Origin of the sequence: Olleya aquimaris, assembly GCF_003259525.1 — a bacterium.
Classification (GTDB): domain Bacteria; phylum Bacteroidota; class Bacteroidia; order Flavobacteriales; family Flavobacteriaceae; genus Olleya; species Olleya aquimaris.
In genome coordinates this window covers 64,506-80,503 of sequence record NZ_QLLO01000002.1, presented here as the reverse complement: position 1 = coordinate 80,503, position 15,998 = coordinate 64,506, and the positions used below count along the sequence as shown (strand labels likewise).

Genomic DNA, 15,998 nt, shown 5'->3' with positions numbered 1-15,998 from the left:
GGTTGGTTTAAAGTTGGTTTATGACTTGTGCTGTTAATGGTCCTAGCTCGTAACTAGCCTCTTGTAATTCTTTTTTAAGTTTTGTGACCTCATTTTGTTTACCATTAGCTTTATAGATTTCTGCAATATGGTATTGCGCTTCTGGTTCAAAGGTTTTACCAACAACATGGTTTTCTACAATGTTTAAAGCTTCTGTTGTGTTTCCGTCTTTAAAGTAACTCCATGCTAATAAATCATAAGACAATGGAGTTGGTCTGTTGTCCACTTCTATTTGTGCTAATTCTATTGCTTTTTTGCTATTAGTTTCGGCTAAAATTTTTGAAGAATACACATTGTACATATCTCCATAATTTGGGTTATCAATAGCATCAAAATAAGCATTTAGATACTGGTTTTTAGAAACCTCATCATTATCATATTCTGCAATTTCTGCTTTAAAAAGCAAGTAATCTGGAGCATTGTGTAATTTGGTTAACGAATCTAAAATACGGTTAGCCTCTGTCGTATTCTTCTCGTAAGAATACACAATCCAAGCAATTCCTTTTTTAGCGTAAGCATCATCAGGATTTAAAGCTAATGCTTTTAAATAATGATTGTATGAGTTTTCTATTTGTCCATCATGACCATAAAAATCTGCTAGATTTGTATAAGACCATTCTATTAAACCTTCTAATTTAGAAGATTCAGCAATTGTTGTTGCTTTTTCTAAATATTTTATAGCAGACGCTAAGTCACCTTTATGATCGCTCCATTTAGATAATCTAATTAAGTATCCAAAATCGCTAAAGTCTTTTACAGTTTCTAAATAATTTTTTGCTAATTGATAGTTACCCAGTTCCATGTGTACATCAAATAACATTTTTTGAGTGCCTTTAAGGTTTTCACCATTGTTTTCAGCTTTTTTAAGAATTTCTAAAGCTTCATTAAATCTATGTTGAGAGATGTAATTTCTAGCTAAAGCACGTAAATTTCCAGCAGAATTATATTGAGTGTGTTCATTTAATTGAAGTAACGTTTTTTCTGCGTCAATTAATTTTTCGATATCTCCTGTAGATTTAAATAATCTAGACTCTGCATCAGCAATTTTAGACAAATATGGAAATTGGTTTGGGGCTAATTCTAATTTTGTATTCCAAAAATTGTAATCTTCTGTAGCATTTTTAGTTTCAGTATTTGTTTGTAGAGTTAAATACTGGTTGTAATCTTCAGGATTAGTAATGGTTTTATTTTTTTCTGAACAACTACTTGCCATCAGTATAACAAATAGTAGCATGTATAGTTTAGTGTTCATAATTTTTGATTTTTGTTTGTTTGTTTGTTTGTTTTGTAGGTAATACGTTAAGTATTGGTAAATTAACACTATGCAATTTTAAAATTGCATAGTGTTTTGAGGGATTTGAGGGATTTAGAGGGATATGAGGGATTCTACCAAGGTGATGCTAAATATGGAAAAGACGTTGAAAACGATTTATCATTGGCATCCACATTATCGTTAGATAACGTTGGGTTCTCAGAGAAATCTTCTCCTCCAAAAATCAATAATAATTCTACTGTAATTACGTCATCCGCTAAAGCACGACCTGTTAAAACATTAGTTCCATCATAAAATGTAGTTGTTCCGTCAAGAGACACATTTAATACGTCTGTTGCTAATAAACCTGTAAAAGTTGGAGCATCTAAACCTAATGCGTTTTGGTCTCCTGGATTTGCATAAGCTGGACTTAATCCTGTTAAGTTAGCTTCAAACATAGCTTGGAAAGCCGCATTTTGGTTACTTGGAATTGTTGTATTGAATGAGTCTTTAGATCCTGAAGACACAAATACTGTATTAACAGCTGGTCTACCCATTTGATCTTTTTGTGTGTAAGTTCCTGTAAAATCAGGTCCTGTTGGGCTGTTTGGTCCTGCATCATCATCGTTAGAGCAATTAAATGCTACTAGAGTTATTAAAAGGACTGTAAATATATTTTTTAAATTTTTCATGTTTTTATGTTTTAATGGTTAGTGTTTATGACTTTGATTTAGATTCTACCCAAGTATTGATAGTTCCTGAACCACCAATCATAGATTTTGGTACTTCAATTACAATTGACATAACGTTTGTACCTGCAAAAGTGTCTGAACCTGGATTATTAAATCCTGAAGCTGTACCACCTATAATTGCACTATACTGAGCAAAGTCAAAAAAGAATGGGTCATCTCTTGGTCCTGCAAAAGCAGAAATACCAGCTGTAGTTTGTACTACTGGAGTAGATCCATATGCTGTAATATCTACAACTGTTTGTGGTCCAGATCCAATTACTGTACTACTTAATCCTGTTGTACCTGGAGCAACTGGTCCAAAAAAGTACATTTTACCATCTCTTGGTATAGCTTGTATTACTAAGTCTTCAACATTATCACCTGTGTTGTCAATATTAAATTCAATCATGACATTCTCATCAAAACTTGCACTTGCAGTAGCAGAAGGACTTAATAAGCCTTGTACGTTAGCAACAAATACTAAATTGTTTGAGTCTTCACCTTGAAAGGCATAAAAATCTGTGATATCACTTGTACCACCTTGTACAGCAGGAGCATCAATGTGATCCGCTGATAAGAAGAAGAAACTTGCTGCTGCAAATACGCCTACTCCTAAAATAAATTTGAAATTTTTCATAATGTTTTGAGATTTTTTGTTAATTAATATTTTTGGTTCTCACATACACATACGCAACTATTGTAAAAGCGGTTTTATTAAAGTTTTGTTAAAGCGAAAAAAATGTGCTAAATAAGATTAAAAAAGTATCTTTATACTTTAATACAAATACCTAAATGAACCCATCTGCAGCAGGCTGGATTAAAAAATTAATTAAAGAGTTAAATCCTGAAGAACTCTTTAAAGACAATGACTTAGAAGTATATTACAGACACTTTAGAGACTGTGGATTTATATATGGTAGTAATGTAAAGGTGGTCAATGACTGGTTTAATTATGAAGATTTTGAATCTGACGAAATCTGTAAAATAAACTTAGTCATTGCATTACATATTGCCTACACTAACCATATTACCACAAACGATTTTTACACTGAAGTCGCCAATTTTTATAATGCTATAAATAAAAAAAGGGTCTCGTTTCTGGAAGCTTTAATTGGGTCTAAAAACATTAAAGATCAAGTAGAGCGAATTATAAATAAACGCATTCAAATTGATGATAATTTAATAGATAAAAGCTTTAATTACTTTATTACAAATGCGTTGTTATTTGTAGATGTGTTGGCTTTTAGAAACTATTTAAAAACTGGCAACATTACAGAGGACGCTATTCAAAAATATGAAGCTGTAATTGAAAGTATCGTGTTAAACACATTAAATAGTAAGAAAAACAAATCCGATTACGATAAAAGTTTAATTAACTTATTTGAACAGTCTCTACGCTATCAACGGGACACCGTTTTAATGTTTAATGAAGCTATAAATACTGTAGACACCAACTTATTTGCACGTTATTGCTTAGATCTTGCAGCTATGGCAACTTGGACTGATGCTAAAATTGATAACGAAGAAGAATTGTTTTTAAACACTCTAGGCGATAAACTTAATTTAACGCAACATCAAATAGATGAAGCCTCAAAAACTATTGAAGACTTTTATAAAACTTACAGAGACAAAGTACCCTTATTAGGATCTAAAAATATTGTAAAAACGTTTTACGATAACTCTAGTAATATGGTATTAAAGCTAATTAAAAGAAATAGTAAACGATTAACCAAAGAACTCTCTGAAAGTAAAGAACTGCTGGTACTACTATCGCATTCTACCATTAGAGATTTAAGTAAAGAAGAACAAAAAAAGGTACAAGACCAATTATTAGACATCTTTAAATCTGTACCTAGTTTGGCAATCTTTTTATTACCTGGAGGTGCATTATTATTACCATTAGTGGTTAAGTTTATACCAAAACTACTACCTAGTGCTTTTGATGACAATAGAATTGAAGACGAAATAGAAGAAGACAACGCGTAATTATTCTAACCAATTTTTAAAATCTTTGACACGCTCTCTTGCAACAATAACCTCATCTTCATTATAGTTGTTTAGTTTGATTTGTAAACGCGAATTGGTATAGCTAATCATATCTTTTATAGCATTAATATTGACAAAAAACTTACGGTTTATTCTAAAAAAAGTTTGTGGTTCTAGTTCTTTTTCTAATGCTTCAAGAGTAGTGTCTAACAGGTAGTTTCTACCTTCAGACGTGTAAAGGTAAGTTCCTTTGTTTTCGCTGTAAAAGCATTCGATATCATCAATGTTAACTAATTTTAAATGCTGGCCTACTTTTACCGAAAAACGCTTTTTGTATTCGCGCTCTATAGGATTAACTAGTAACTTTTTAATATCCTCAAAATCTAATGCAATACTTGTTTTTTCTGGAAGTCTAGTTTTGTATTTAGCAACAGCTTTTTCTAGATCTTCGTCATCTATTGGTTTTAATAAATAATCTATACTATTCAATTTGAAGGCTTGCAGCGCATACTCGTCATAAGCAGTAGTAAATATAATTGCCGATTTTACCTCAACTTCATCAAAAATCTCAAAAGACAAGCCATCACTTAATTGTATGTCTAGAAAGATTAAATCTGGATGCTGGTTATTATTAAACCAATGTATAGCTTCTTCAACAGAATGTAATAGTGTTTCTGTTTTAATATCTATTGCCTCTAACATACGCTGTAAGCGTCTTGCGGATGGTTTTTCGTCTTCTATAATTATAACCTTCATGATTATTTTAAATTTAATTTTTTGGCATTTTTATTAATGATAGTACGACCTATAAAAGCAGTTATCAAGGTTGCTAATGCAACCATCCACCAGAAATCTTTCATATTATTTACAAATCTAGTCCCTACTTCTGCCCAAAACGCACAAAATAAACCTACTACTGACCAGCTCATAAAATAAAAATGGTAAGCAAACCAATTGTTTTGCTTTTTTAAGGTTGGCACCATACCACCAATAATACTTAATAAACTTACGATAGCAAAAAAATGAAATACGCTAAAACCGTTAAAATTTACTATGAGAAAGGAACTAATATTTAATAATAACATAGCGATGACATAAACATAACCCACTCTTTTGTGAAACGTGGTGCCTTTAGGGTTTAAAATTACAATTACACCTGTTAGCATAGCCAAAACTGCTGTAATAAAGTGAAACCAACCTATATTACTATGTATGATTTCGTTTAACATTATTCCCAGCGTTTTTGATCACGTTCTTTACTTATAAATTTCTCTATCTGGCGTTGTTCCCAATTAACACCTAAAATAAAGTTTGGTAAAAAAGTTGTTAGTGCATGTATTATTAGTGCAAATCCCCAAAGGGTTAAAGTTATAAAGTTTCTATATTGAAAATAACTTTCACCAGGTTCTAAGTTTTGTATGTTTATATAAACAATTACTAAGTTAATGACTACGTAAATAAGTAAATGTGTATAAAAACCCTTTATTTTTTTAACTCTAATTTTAGCTCGCTCTAAGCGACGTTGATTTGTTTGTGTTGTGTCCATAATAAAATTATTTAGGTTTCACCTTTTTGTTTGCTATTCCCAACGCTTATTTTTTCTTTCTTCATTCATATACTTTTCAATTTTACGTGCTTCCCAATCTTTTCCGAATAAGAAATCGGTACCAAATACACCTAAAAAATGAAATCCTATGCCAATTCCCCAAAATAATGGTGTAGACCACACTGCAAAACTCCAAAAGGGTTGTCCTGATTTTGAATATATAAATAGGACTAACACTAAATTAATGACAACATAAAAGGCTAAATGCCAATAAAAGCCAACAATTTTTTCTACTTTTTTCTTTGCTCTTAGATAGGCTTCTTCTTTTTCGTATTTTACTTGCATGTCGTCTTCTAAGTAAGGTTGTATATCTTCTCTCATGACTTTAATATTTAATTCCAACGTTGTTGATTGTCTTCTTCCATGTACTTTTTAATCTGCTTCTCCTCCCATGATTTACCTAACATCCCATCGTTTACAAATACTTTGTAAGCATGAAATACTATTCCTAAAGCCCAACCAAACATTGGGAACCAAAACCATTTATAATCCCAACTGGTTTTATAATTTATGAATATTAAAAAAGGAATAACAAAGCAGTAAGAAATGAGGTTGTAATAAAACTCTTTTAATTCTTCTACGTGTTTTCTTGCTCTTACATAAGAGTCGTCAAATTGTTTTTCTGGTAATTGTCTCATAACTGATATTTCTTTAGTAAGTATAGGTATTGCCACTTTAAAACTGGTATTATCTTGGCTAATACTTACACGTTTATTGGTTAATAATTGGTAGCGTTGTTTGATGTTTTCAAGACCAACTCCACTACTCTTTTTGACTATGTCTTTGGTTTGTAGGTTGTTTACTACAATTAAATTTCCGTTTGATTCGTAAATTTTAATATGTAATGGTTTACTACTAGTTACTATATTATGTTTTACTGCGTTTTCTAATAACAGCTGTAACGATAATGGCACTACTTTACTTTCTGGGTGTTGTGCTTGCTCCGGAATATCAAAGACTATACTGTCTTCAAAACGCATTTTAATTAAAGACATGTAGGTTTTTGCAAACTGTAACTCTTCATCAACAGTTACTAAATCTTTATTTTTTTGTTCTAAAACGTAACGGTAAACTTTAGATAAACTAGTAGTAAATTTTTGAGCGCTATCTGGATTTTCTTCAATTAAACTGGTTAATACATTTAAACTATTAAATAAAAAATGAGGATCTAATTGGTTTTTTAAAGCATCAAACTTAGCACTTGCTGTTCCAGCAATTACTTTTTGCTCTTTGACTTTTGTATCCTGTCTAGACTTTAAGTAATAAACAATATAAAACGCAGCTGTAATGGTAATGGATATGGTTAAAGAAAACCAATAAAAAATAAATTTTTCGCCAGCAAAAAAGGTAGAAGCATCATACCCTTTTAAGATAACTAAGATAAAAAAACGCAAAGCAAAAATGGCAATCATACTAATACTAACAGATAGTAATCCTGCAACCAATAAATTTTTAGGCTTAAACAAATCGTGCTTGTATTTGCTCATCATGTAGCTAACAAAATAGGCGTTTGCCAAATACAACACTACAGCATACAATTGGTTATAGACAAAGTCTAAAAACAACTCATAATTAGCTTCAATTTTTACACCTGTCATATACATTATAAGTCCTCTTACAAGAAACACGAGTATACCTATAAAAAATGCTTTTACTATTTCTTTACCAAAATTAAACATTACTCTTCCTTACAGTCTTTAGTTAATTGTTCTGCACGCTCTTTTCCCCAATTAGGATGAAACGCACTCTCTGGTTTAAAGGTATCAAAAAGTTTTAGAGATTGCTCTATCTGTTCGCAAAACGGTTTGGTATCCTGACCAAAATATCTAGCACTTCCCATATCCCATTCGGCTTTACTTAAAACCACACGTGGGTTATCTGGAGCTAATTCTATTGCTCTGCTATATAGGCTAACAATTTTTCCAGATAAGGTCATACCATATGTTGCACCATCACTTGCAACATATGCAGTGTGCAACATGGCTTGAAGTACCATAATTTCGGGATTATTTTTAGATCTACTTGTTGCTTCATCTACAAAGGTTTGTGCTTTTTTTAGTTGTGCATCTAAAGCATCTTTATCTTGTAATTTAGAAAAGGCGTCTAACACTAACACTTGGGCAGCGTAGTAAGAAGGCAACCAGTTTTCTTTTTCGGCAGTAGCAATACGCTCAAATAAATTAGAAGCGTCTACAATTTTACCTTCTCCCCAAAGTGCAAATGCTTTGTTCATTCCGGTTTCATAGGTGGTTTGCGCCTGTAACATACTAGTTACAAATAAGGCAATGGTAATGGCTATTTTGTACATAATTAAACAGTGTTTTGATTAACACTTCAAATATCCTACACAAACATAATAATTTAAAAAGCAGTTTACCCAACTGTTATTTTTTTATGCTGAATTGTAACCAAAACCACATACGTACTTATACGTATTGCATTTAACCCACAGAAACCTTAACTTGAAGTCATTAAAACACACAGATTTATGCCTTTAAAAACCGTAGAAATTATTGTATTTAGTTCTATTGGATTGTTGTTTTTATTAAATGTGATATTAAATATAAATCGCTATAAAAACGATACCATTAATGTACTTATTAAAAACTGGAGTTTAAACAAATACTTTTTTATCACGTTTCTTTGGGGCGTTTTTGGTGGACACTTTTTTTTAGGTACCAAAGCTCCTATTCATCCTATTTTTACTGAGCATTGGGAAATCCCACCAATACTTTTAGCAGTTATTGTGGTTGCTATGATTATTTATGGTAAAAAATTACCTAAAGATTTTGTTGTATCTACCAAATACCAGATTGCACTGGTGCTTTCTGGTTTGTTATTTGGACATTTTTTATGGTCGCAACGTCATGAAGAGTTTATTAATTTTACTTTAAACGTTTAAGCTATGCAACCTATAACACAATTACTGGACAACGATACTTTTGTTAAACGCGTACAGTATCTTATCATTACTTTGTTTATTTTATTAATTGCGTTTGATATTTATTTGGCAATAGATAACTCCGTTGAAGGAGACACCATTAGTAATATTATAAAATCTTATACAGATAATGGTTTGTATATTCTCACTTTTTTTTGGGGAGCTTTAGCAGCCAATTTCTTTTTTCCTACTAAGCATACATTATTGGTTAGTCGTACAGTTGGTAGTATTATTTTAATAGTCTTTGCTATTTTTATTTACTGGTTTAGTTTAGGGACAATGGTTAAAAACATGATTGGTCCAACCGAAAACGATATACGCATAGCACACGCTATTTACATGGTTTTTGGGTTTTTAATGGCGTTTTTGTTTTGGAGACAACCTGCTAAGAGTAGTTTATAATTAAATTTTTAACTTTACTCACAAAACTTCGCTATGCCAAACACCTTCGCAGCAATAGACTTTGAGACCGCAAAAGGACACCACATTTGCTCTGTTGGGATTGTGACTTTTAGTAATGGTGAGATTATTGAAGAGTACCACCAACTTATTCAACCACCTAATAACGACTATAATTGGCACAACATACAAGTGCATGGTATTACAGAAGAGGATACTAGGTTTGCACCTAATTTTAGAACGGTGTATCCAGAGATTAAAAAACGAATTTCTGGTATCACAACCGTTGCACACAACGAAGCATTTGACAGAACGGTATTACTAAAATCTATGAATGATTATGGGATACCTGCTTCTGACATTATGATGCCTAATCGTTGGGAATGCACCCTTAAACTATATCGAAAAAAAGGGTATAAACCTGCCAAATTAGATGCGTGTTGTAAAGTGCATAATATTGCATTAAAGCATCATGATGCCTTGTCTGATGCACGTGCTTGTGGTAAACTGTTTTTAATTGCTCAGTTTGAGCGGTTACCACTATTTTAGTTGTTCCCGATACGCTTCTCCTCTGTCGAAGCACTCGAACTGACGAGATGTGATTTCTTAAACCCTAATATAATATAACACGTCTTACTTACGCAACGTCACTTCGAGTGATTTGTGAGGTACGAACAAATTGTATCGAGAAGCTCTTTACCGGCTATGTTCTAGCTTTACGTAGTAACTTAATCACTAAATAAGCTATTAATGCTTGTAGTAATGCATTAACAATAATAACTGTCCAAAAACTATTAGTACTAGATCTATAAATACCATACTCTGGAAATGTCTTGTTATACAACGTTAATGGAAATGAAATTGCTTCGTCTACAAATTTCACAATTAAACTATTTGAAGCTAAAATATCTGGAACCAAAGCTGTTATGGAAAACCCTAAAGCAATGTCTATTAAAAATAAAATAATGAATAGTTTGATAAATAATTTCATGCTACAAATAAAGCCATTTTTTTCTACTAAATAAGTATCACCTCAGACATAAGACTTTTACTTTCAACTATAAATTATCCAACTGGTTATCCGTACCTTTCTCACTAATGGTCCAAAAGAAACCTACAAAGAAAAACTGATCTGCAGCAGGACGTAACGCACGTCTGTTAAACTGTCCATTGATATCTGGAGAATCTGCATATTGATAACCATTTATATTTTTAAAGCCTAACGCATTATTTACAGAAAAGTACAAGATTTTCTGAGGGCTTAATAAGTAAGCCCAATTTAAACTTAAGCTATTAAAGTTTTTAGTTTTTTGGTTTAAAAAACCTGACTGATTTGGGTCTGTGTAGGTTCTACCAGACGCAAAACCATAGCTTAATCCTACTTGACTTTTCCAATCTTCTATCCAATATTTACCGACTACTGATAAGTTATGAGTATTAGCAAAATTAGGTTGTGCAGAAATAGGATAGTTTCGATAATCGCGTTTTGTATCTAACCACGAATAGCTTACCCAATAATCTACGTTTTTAATGCTTTTATTATCACGCCAAAACAAATCTATTCCTTTAGCAAACCCACTACCTAAATTGTTATAATTGGTATCAAAACTGGTAAAATCAGTATCGTATTTTACCAAATCGCTATACTTTTTATAATAGGATTCTGCTCTAAATATTTTACCATCTGCATTAAATTGGTAGTTTAAAATAAAATGCTCGGCTTGTTGTGCTTGTAAGTCTTGATTAAACTTTAATATATCACTATTAGGTTGTTGGTAAAAGCTACCATAAGCCAATGATAACTGACTTTTACTTCCTGTTTTATAGGCTAATGAGGCTCTTGGAGATATATTAATTTGGTCAAATAAAGCGCTATACTCTGCACGTAAACCTGCTTTTAAAGCTAGATTTTTAGAGAAGAAAATATCAGCTTCGGTAAAAGCACCTGTAATATTATTATTAAACCCATAAGTGATATCATCTACAAACTGGTCGTTATAGGTTTCGTCAAACTTGGTAGTAAATTGTTCTATTCCAAAGTTTAATTTAAAACGGTTATTAAAACGATGCTTTAGTTTAACCTTTGCATGTACTGAGTTTTGAATAGTATTAATCTTACTATCAATTACATTAATTTTTCCATTGGCGTAGGTATAACTTAAGCCTCCAGAAAGTGTCCAATTGGTTCCCAATACCTCTTTGTAAGAACCATTAAAATAAAGGTTTTGATTGTTAAGCGCAAAAGGTAAACCATTGTCTAGATTGATATCTTCTTGTACTAATTCGAAATTTGTGGTGTCAAAAGCCGAATATAATTTTAGGATTCCGTTGTCTGTTTTATGTCTAAACACAGCTTCGCCAGCAGCACCTTCAAAAGGTTTTTTCCAATCGTTTCGATCATCAAAAATTTCTAAATAAGGTGCTAAATTTATGTATGTCGCATTGACACTTAAGCTGTTTTTACCCCAAATTTGAGTGTTACCTATGGATGCACCAACAGTCATAATACCAATATCTGTTTTTTCTTGATCTGGTTGGTTTATGGTATTTAATTCTAAAACACTGGATAGAGCTTGACCGTATTCTGCTGAGTAACCTCCTGTTGAAAAAGTAATTCCATCAAACAAAAAAGGCGAATAGCGTCCACGTGTTGGAATGTTATTGGTAGTTGGTGTATAAGGCGTAAACACACGAATACCATCAATAAAAATCTGTGTCTCTTCTGCATCTCCTCCACGTACAAACAGTCGTCCATCTTCAGAAACCGTTGTGGTCCCAGGAAGGGTTTGCAAAGCACCCACAAAATCGCCTAAAGCACTAGCTGTGGTGACCACATCCAATGGTTTTAAAACAGATACTTTACTGTTATCTCCTGCTTCAAATGTTCCAGCAGAAATCACAACTGCATCCAATGTATTAACATCGTCCCTTAACACAATTGTTAAATCTTTAAATGCTGAAACATCTTTAGTGATGGATTTAGTTTCAAAAGACACAAAGGAAATAATTAAGGTTTGTTCTCCTGTTTCTGTAGTTGAAAAACTAAAGCTACCATCAACTATGGTACTTGCACCATCATAAGTCCCTTCTAAATAGACATTGGCTCCAATAATTGGTTGATTTTTGGAGTCTGTTACTGTTCCGTGTATTGTGGTTTGTGCTTGAACTGATAGACTTATTAAAAAGATTAAGATTGATGTTAAAAATTTCATTTGTTGTTGGTTTTTTGATTGTTTGATGGTACAAAGATGAATGACCAATCAATAATTTAGAATTAATATCTACCCAATTGTTGATTTTAAATGATGAATTGCACTTCAAAAAAATTTGCATTTGCGTTAGCGATAGTAGTGGTTAGCTTTTGGCGAGCGGACGCTTCGAGCCAAAACTAGTAACGGATAGCGCGACCCTTGTGGTAACGCCCAAGAAAATAATTTTACTTTTGTGTAACGTCTTATTAATTTTGACTACTTATAGTTGAATTAACCATATAACCATTGAGTAAACCACTAGAACAGAATTTTGTTGAATTGCTGGAGCAGCACCAGAATATTGTGCATAAAGTTTGTAGGCTTTATACCAATAACTATGATGCGCACAATGATTTGTTTCAGGAAATAACCATCCAGTTATGGAAAGCATTCCCGAAATTTAGAGGTGATAGTAAGTTTAGTACGTGGATGTATCGTGTGGGATTAAATACCGCAATTACGCTGTACAGAAAGTCTAAACGCACTATTAACACACAGCAGTTTGATACTGTACAATTTAAAATTAGTGCTGAAGAGTATGACAGCACAGAAGAAGAACAATTAAAGCTATTATATAACGCTGTACACCAATTAAATGATATTGAAAAAGCGTTAATCTTTTTATATCTAGAAGATAAAAATTATAAAGAAATTAGTGAAACAATGGGTATTACAGAAGTGAATGCCAGAGTGAAGATGAACAGAGTGAAAACCAAGTTAAAAACCATTTTAAATCCGTAACCTATGGATGAATTAGAATTATTAAAGAAAGATTGGGGCAAGAGTGACGATAAGTTTGAGAAAAAATCGGCTAGTCAATTATACCCTATGCTATTAAAAAAATCGTCGTCTATTGTTAAGACGCTATTTTATATTAGTATTGCCGAGTTGGTATTTTGGATATTGGTAAACACCTTACCGTTTGTTATGTCTGATACATACAGAGCTAAGCATGAAGCTATGTATACTAGTAACACCTTTATAGTATTAAGTGTTATATCTTATGCTATTATACTATTATTTGTTTATTTATTATACAAATCGTATAAGTCTATTTCTGTTACTGATAATGCTAGACGCCTCATGAAAAACATTATTAACACTAGAAAAGTCATAAAATATTATGTGCTTTATAATTTAGTAATGGCTGCAGGTAGTATGGTTTTTGCGTTTTTCTACACTAGTAAAAACGACCCAGAATTAGCTGCAAAAATAGATCATTTTAGTAGCTCGCAATACATGGTTATGGTTGGTGTTTATGTATTAGCCACAATTATATTTGTTGTTGTAATCTGGTTATTTTACAGACTAATTTATGGTATACTTCTTAGACGTTTAAACAGAAATTATAACGAGTTAAAAAAGATTGAAGTCTAGTTAGTAGTTAGTAAATTTAAATTTTTAGTATTAAAGTGGTTTTTTGATTTATCTATTTAATAATTCTTTTCACTTTACACTTTTCCCTTTTCACTTTTCACTTTTCTCTATTAACTTTTCACTATTAACTTTTCACTATTCCCTTTTCCTTTTTTTCACTAAAATCAACTTAAAAACTCACGTTGTTTATTCAGCTCTTCTTGGGCTAACAATTCTTCTTGCGGAATCACTTTTAAAAACGAAGGATGCTGCTCGATAGCATATTCTATTTTTTCAACAATACTTGCAATACTTTCGTTTTCGTAATCGATTTGTAGAGGTTCTTTAATTTCAAAAGACTGATACACGTTTTTCTTTTTAATACGCAATCCTTTTTTATCAAAACTACGTCTAAATCCATCAATTACAATTGGGACAACAACTGGTTTGTATTGTTTGATAATATGCGCTGTACCTTTGCGGATAGGCTTAAAAGGTGTGGTTGTACCTTGCGGAAACGTCACTACCCAACCATCATCTAACGCTTTTTTGATGGCAGAAATATCGCTCATTTTTACTTGACGTTTTACATCTTTACCTTGACTTCTCCATGTACGCTCGATACTAATAGAACCTGTATACGCAAAGATTTTAGGGATTAGTCCAGACTTCATCGTTTCTTTAGCAGCTACGTAATAGAAATTTAATTTAGGATTCCATAAGTACCCAACGTTTTTTATAGAATCTTGTCGGTTACTTAACGCAGCATTAAACACATGAAACATTGCTATTACGTCTGCAAAATACGTTTGATGATTAGAAATAAATAACACGTTAGTATCTGGTAATTGTCTTATAATTTCTGACCCTTCAATTTGCAGCTCGTTAAATCCTCTGTAACGTCTGTGTGTTAATAATCCTAAGATTCTAATTAACCACTTTTTAATAAAAAGGATATGTCCAAAGGGATTTTTTTTAAATAAACCCATAGTTAGTTTAAAATTTAGTAAATGCAAATATAGAAAAACCTTAAGGTTAAAGGGTGGCTTTTAACAAGTCTTTGACTTCGTTTAGCATCATAGCTGTTGCTCCCCAAACTAAATGATTGTTTAATTGAAATGCAGGCACCTCAACCTCAACATCATAACTGGTTTTTACTATTTTGTTGGTTATATTATTTTCGTTTAATAAATCGGATAAATATACTTCTAATAAATCTTCTACTTCTTCATCTTGCTTAGTAAAAATTGGTGTTTGATTGGTGACACCAATATAAGGTTGTACGTAGTAATTACTTGGCGGAATATACACTTGCGTCATTTCTTTATACACAGTAACTAACTTGGGATGCACACCAACTTCTTCATGCGTTTCGCGTAATGCAGTATGCATTAAGTTTTTATCTTCCTCTTCTACTTTCCCTCCAGGAAAACCTACTTGTGCAGAGTGTACCCCTTTATACGTTTTACGTAAAATTAAAATAAGCTTTGTTTGTGCCTCTAAATCTGGATAAAATAAGGCTAACACAGCACTTTGCTTAGCGTTTTTTATTTTCTCTGCTTGTAACTTAATCAGTTTTTCTCGGTATGGTGGCGACATTTTAAACTGAGAAGCTTCGGCTGGCAAAGGGATATTTTTTATTTTTGGTAACGCTATGATAAATTCATCAAAATTCATTTTAAAAATGCGCTTATTGTTATTGATTGGTTGTACGTTTTTACTTTTTAATTGTGAAGATAAACAATCCAAACCTAAAACACCACCAACCACACCCAAAACAGAGGTAAAAACCATAGAAAAGGACACAACTCCTAAACGCGAATTCCCTTATCTAACAGAGGAAAACGCTATGGACTTTTTTTTGGAATACGAAAAAGAAAACAAAGAAAACAAAGTCCGTATAACAACTACAAAAGGAGAGATAGACCTCTTATTGTATGACAAAACTAAATTTCACCGTGCTAATTTTATTTTTTTAACCAAACAAGGCGCTTTTGATAATACACAGTTTCATCGTGTGGTTAAAAATTTTATCATTCAAGGCGGAAACACAGATAATATCAAAGTGGCTGCAAAACGTGGACGCATTGGTAAATATTTGTTACCAACAGATACTAAACGTGGTTATACCCATAAAAGAGGTGTGATCTCTATGCCTAGTAGCGAGATTGAAAATCCGCACAAATTGGCATCGCCTTACGAGTTTTTTATTACCCAACAAAACGCGTTTCATTTAGATGGAGATTATACCATTTTTGGAGAAGTTATAAGAGGTATGAACGTGGTAGATAAAATAAATGCAGTAGATGTAGACGAAGCAGAATGGCCATTAAGAAATATCTATATTAAAAAAGTTGAAATCATAGATTAACTTAACCCTTTTCCTTATTTTTAAGCTTAAATTTTAACCATAATCATGAAAACAAACACAATACTA

General features: G+C 32.2%; 20 protein-coding genes. 7 read left to right on the top strand and 13 right to left on the bottom strand.

Annotated features, from left to right (window positions below):
* Positions 1 to 7: 7 nt before the first annotated feature.
* The 3 genes from LY08_RS03095 to LY08_RS03085 form a co-directional block, all read right to left on the bottom strand.
* On the bottom strand, positions 8 to 1,291 hold the full coding sequence (locus tag LY08_RS03095; protein ID WP_111659321.1) for a tetratricopeptide repeat protein: 1,284 nt from the start codon (positions 1,289 to 1,291) through the stop codon (positions 8 to 10).
* Positions 1,292 to 1,425: 134 nt separating this feature from the next.
* Positions 1,426 to 1,983, bottom strand: a complete 558-nt coding sequence (locus tag LY08_RS03090; RefSeq protein WP_111658981.1) for a DUF4331 family protein — start codon at positions 1,981 to 1,983, stop codon at positions 1,426 to 1,428.
* Positions 1,984 to 2,008: 25 nt separating this feature from the next.
* Positions 2,009 to 2,659 carry a DUF4331 family protein gene (locus LY08_RS03085; protein ID WP_111658980.1) on the bottom strand — a complete coding sequence of 217 codons (651 nt, stop codon included), beginning with the start codon at positions 2,657 to 2,659 and terminating at the stop codon, positions 2,009 to 2,011.
* A 155-nt stretch (positions 2,660 to 2,814) separates the two neighbouring features.
* Here LY08_RS03085 and LY08_RS03080 point away from each other — a divergent pair, with 155 nt between their 5' ends.
* Positions 2,815 to 4,008, top strand: a complete 1,194-nt coding sequence (locus LY08_RS03080) for an LETM1-related biofilm-associated protein (RefSeq protein ID WP_111658979.1) — start codon at positions 2,815 to 2,817, stop codon at positions 4,006 to 4,008.
* Here the strand turns inward: LY08_RS03080 and LY08_RS03075 are convergent, their stop codons facing one another.
* The 6 genes from LY08_RS03075 to LY08_RS03050 all read right to left on the bottom strand — a co-directional run bounded on the left by LY08_RS03075 (position 4,009) and on the right by LY08_RS03050 (position 7,922).
* Complete coding sequence (locus tag LY08_RS03075) at positions 4,009 to 4,764, bottom strand: LytR/AlgR family response regulator transcription factor (RefSeq protein WP_111658978.1); 756 nt, start codon at positions 4,762 to 4,764, stop codon at positions 4,009 to 4,011.
* 2 nt (positions 4,765 to 4,766) lie between these two features.
* Entirely contained in the window at positions 4,767 to 5,237 is a 471-nt protein-coding gene (locus LY08_RS03070; RefSeq protein WP_111658977.1) for a DUF2306 domain-containing protein, read from the bottom strand.
* Positions 5,237 to 5,554 (bottom strand): 2TM domain-containing protein, encoded by a 318-nt coding sequence (locus LY08_RS03065; protein ID WP_111658976.1) that lies wholly within the window; start codon positions 5,552 to 5,554, stop codon positions 5,237 to 5,239. The genes LY08_RS03070 and LY08_RS03065 overlap by 1 nt, the downstream gene beginning before the upstream one ends.
* 33 nt (positions 5,555 to 5,587) lie before the next feature.
* Entirely contained in the window at positions 5,588 to 5,935 is a 348-nt protein-coding gene (locus LY08_RS03060; RefSeq protein ID WP_111659320.1) for a 2TM domain-containing protein, read from the bottom strand.
* Positions 5,936 to 5,946: 11 nt separating this feature from the next.
* Positions 5,947 to 7,218, bottom strand: a complete 1,272-nt coding sequence (locus LY08_RS03055; protein WP_245907554.1) for a 2TM domain-containing protein — start codon at positions 7,216 to 7,218, stop codon at positions 5,947 to 5,949.
* A gap of 74 nt (positions 7,219 to 7,292) precedes the next feature.
* The gene (locus tag LY08_RS03050; RefSeq protein WP_111658974.1) at positions 7,293 to 7,922 is read right to left on the bottom strand and encodes a hypothetical protein; all 630 of its coding nucleotides are present in this window, start codon (positions 7,920 to 7,922) and stop codon (positions 7,293 to 7,295) included.
* A 180-nt stretch (positions 7,923 to 8,102) separates the two neighbouring features.
* Between LY08_RS03050 and LY08_RS03045 the strand changes: the two genes are divergently transcribed.
* Genes LY08_RS03045 through LY08_RS03035 form a run of 3 tightly spaced genes read left to right on the top strand, consistent with a single transcriptional unit; the run spans position 8,103 to position 9,503 of the window.
* Positions 8,103 to 8,516, top strand: coding sequence for a hypothetical protein (locus LY08_RS03045; protein WP_111658973.1), 414 nt, complete (start codon positions 8,103 to 8,105; stop codon positions 8,514 to 8,516).
* 3 nt (positions 8,517 to 8,519) lie between these two features.
* Complete coding sequence (locus LY08_RS03040) at positions 8,520 to 8,957, top strand: hypothetical protein (protein WP_111658972.1); 438 nt, start codon at positions 8,520 to 8,522, stop codon at positions 8,955 to 8,957.
* Between the two features lie 33 nt (positions 8,958 to 8,990).
* Entirely contained in the window at positions 8,991 to 9,503 is a 513-nt protein-coding gene (locus tag LY08_RS03035) for a 3'-5' exonuclease (protein ID WP_111658971.1), read from the top strand.
* A 154-nt stretch (positions 9,504 to 9,657) separates the two neighbouring features.
* Here the strand turns inward: LY08_RS03035 and LY08_RS03030 are convergent, their stop codons facing one another.
* On the bottom strand, positions 9,658 to 9,945 hold the full coding sequence (locus LY08_RS03030; RefSeq protein WP_111658970.1) for a hypothetical protein: 288 nt from the start codon (positions 9,943 to 9,945) through the stop codon (positions 9,658 to 9,660).
* A 67-nt stretch (positions 9,946 to 10,012) separates the two neighbouring features.
* Positions 10,013 to 12,166, bottom strand: coding sequence for a TonB-dependent receptor (locus LY08_RS03025; RefSeq protein ID WP_111658969.1), 2,154 nt, complete (start codon positions 12,164 to 12,166; stop codon positions 10,013 to 10,015).
* A gap of 285 nt (positions 12,167 to 12,451) precedes the next feature.
* Here LY08_RS03025 and LY08_RS03020 point away from each other — a divergent pair, with 285 nt between their 5' ends.
* Together LY08_RS03020 and LY08_RS03015 are read left to right on the top strand one after the other, a co-directional pair.
* On the top strand, positions 12,452 to 12,946 hold the full coding sequence (locus LY08_RS03020; RefSeq protein ID WP_111658968.1) for an RNA polymerase sigma factor: 495 nt from the start codon (positions 12,452 to 12,454) through the stop codon (positions 12,944 to 12,946).
* Between the two features lie 3 nt (positions 12,947 to 12,949).
* The gene (locus LY08_RS03015) at positions 12,950 to 13,582 is read left to right on the top strand and encodes a hypothetical protein (RefSeq protein WP_111658967.1); all 633 of its coding nucleotides are present in this window, start codon (positions 12,950 to 12,952) and stop codon (positions 13,580 to 13,582) included.
* Between the two features lie 164 nt (positions 13,583 to 13,746).
* Here LY08_RS03015 and LY08_RS03010 read toward each other — a convergent pair whose 3' ends face one another.
* Entirely contained in the window at positions 13,747 to 14,550 is an 804-nt protein-coding gene (locus LY08_RS03010; RefSeq protein WP_111658966.1) for a lysophospholipid acyltransferase family protein, read from the bottom strand.
* A gap of 46 nt (positions 14,551 to 14,596) precedes the next feature.
* Positions 14,597 to 15,238 (bottom strand): NUDIX hydrolase, encoded by a 642-nt coding sequence (locus LY08_RS03005; RefSeq protein ID WP_111658965.1) that lies wholly within the window; start codon positions 15,236 to 15,238, stop codon positions 14,597 to 14,599.
* Between the two features lie 7 nt (positions 15,239 to 15,245).
* Here LY08_RS03005 and LY08_RS03000 point away from each other — a divergent pair, with 7 nt between their 5' ends.
* Entirely contained in the window at positions 15,246 to 15,932 is a 687-nt protein-coding gene (locus tag LY08_RS03000) for a peptidylprolyl isomerase (protein ID WP_111659319.1), read from the top strand.
* Positions 15,933 to 15,998 lie beyond the last annotated feature (66 nt).

Coding starts and splice junctions, on each gene's coding strand:
- LY08_RS03030 (WP_111658970.1), bottom strand. CDS start 9,945: ATGAAATTATTTATCAAACTATTCATTATTTTATTTTTAATAGACATT.
- LY08_RS03005 (WP_111658965.1), bottom strand. CDS start 15,238: ATGAATTTTGATGAATTTATCATAGCGTTACCAAAAATAAAAAATATC.
- LY08_RS03075 (WP_111658978.1), bottom strand. CDS start 4,764: ATGAAGGTTATAATTATAGAAGACGAAAAACCATCCGCAAGACGCTTA.
- LY08_RS03040 (WP_111658972.1), top strand. CDS start 8,520: ATGCAACCTATAACACAATTACTGGACAACGATACTTTTGTTAAACGC.
- LY08_RS03095 (WP_111659321.1), bottom strand. CDS start 1,291: ATGAACACTAAACTATACATGCTACTATTTGTTATACTGATGGCAAGT.
- LY08_RS03045 (WP_111658973.1), top strand. CDS start 8,103: ATGCCTTTAAAAACCGTAGAAATTATTGTATTTAGTTCTATTGGATTG.
- LY08_RS03010 (WP_111658966.1), bottom strand. CDS start 14,550: ATGGGTTTATTTAAAAAAAATCCCTTTGGACATATCCTTTTTATTAAA.
- LY08_RS03055 (WP_245907554.1), bottom strand. CDS start 7,218: ATGTATATGACAGGTGTAAAAATTGAAGCTAATTATGAGTTGTTTTTA.
- LY08_RS03060 (WP_111659320.1), bottom strand. CDS start 5,935: ATGAGAGAAGATATACAACCTTACTTAGAAGACGACATGCAAGTAAAA.
- LY08_RS03065 (WP_111658976.1), bottom strand. CDS start 5,554: ATGGACACAACACAAACAAATCAACGTCGCTTAGAGCGAGCTAAAATT.
- LY08_RS03080 (WP_111658979.1), top strand. CDS start 2,815: ATGAACCCATCTGCAGCAGGCTGGATTAAAAAATTAATTAAAGAGTTA.
- LY08_RS03035 (WP_111658971.1), top strand. CDS start 8,991: ATGCCAAACACCTTCGCAGCAATAGACTTTGAGACCGCAAAAGGACAC.
- LY08_RS03000 (WP_111659319.1), top strand. CDS start 15,246: ATGCGCTTATTGTTATTGATTGGTTGTACGTTTTTACTTTTTAATTGT.
- LY08_RS03050 (WP_111658974.1), bottom strand. CDS start 7,922: ATGTACAAAATAGCCATTACCATTGCCTTATTTGTAACTAGTATGTTA.
- LY08_RS03070 (WP_111658977.1), bottom strand. CDS start 5,237: ATGTTAAACGAAATCATACATAGTAATATAGGTTGGTTTCACTTTATT.
- LY08_RS03085 (WP_111658980.1), bottom strand. CDS start 2,659: ATGAAAAATTTCAAATTTATTTTAGGAGTAGGCGTATTTGCAGCAGCA.
- LY08_RS03025 (WP_111658969.1), bottom strand. CDS start 12,166: ATGAAATTTTTAACATCAATCTTAATCTTTTTAATAAGTCTATCAGTT.
- LY08_RS03015 (WP_111658967.1), top strand. CDS start 12,950: ATGGATGAATTAGAATTATTAAAGAAAGATTGGGGCAAGAGTGACGAT.
- LY08_RS03090 (WP_111658981.1), bottom strand. CDS start 1,983: ATGAAAAATTTAAAAAATATATTTACAGTCCTTTTAATAACTCTAGTA.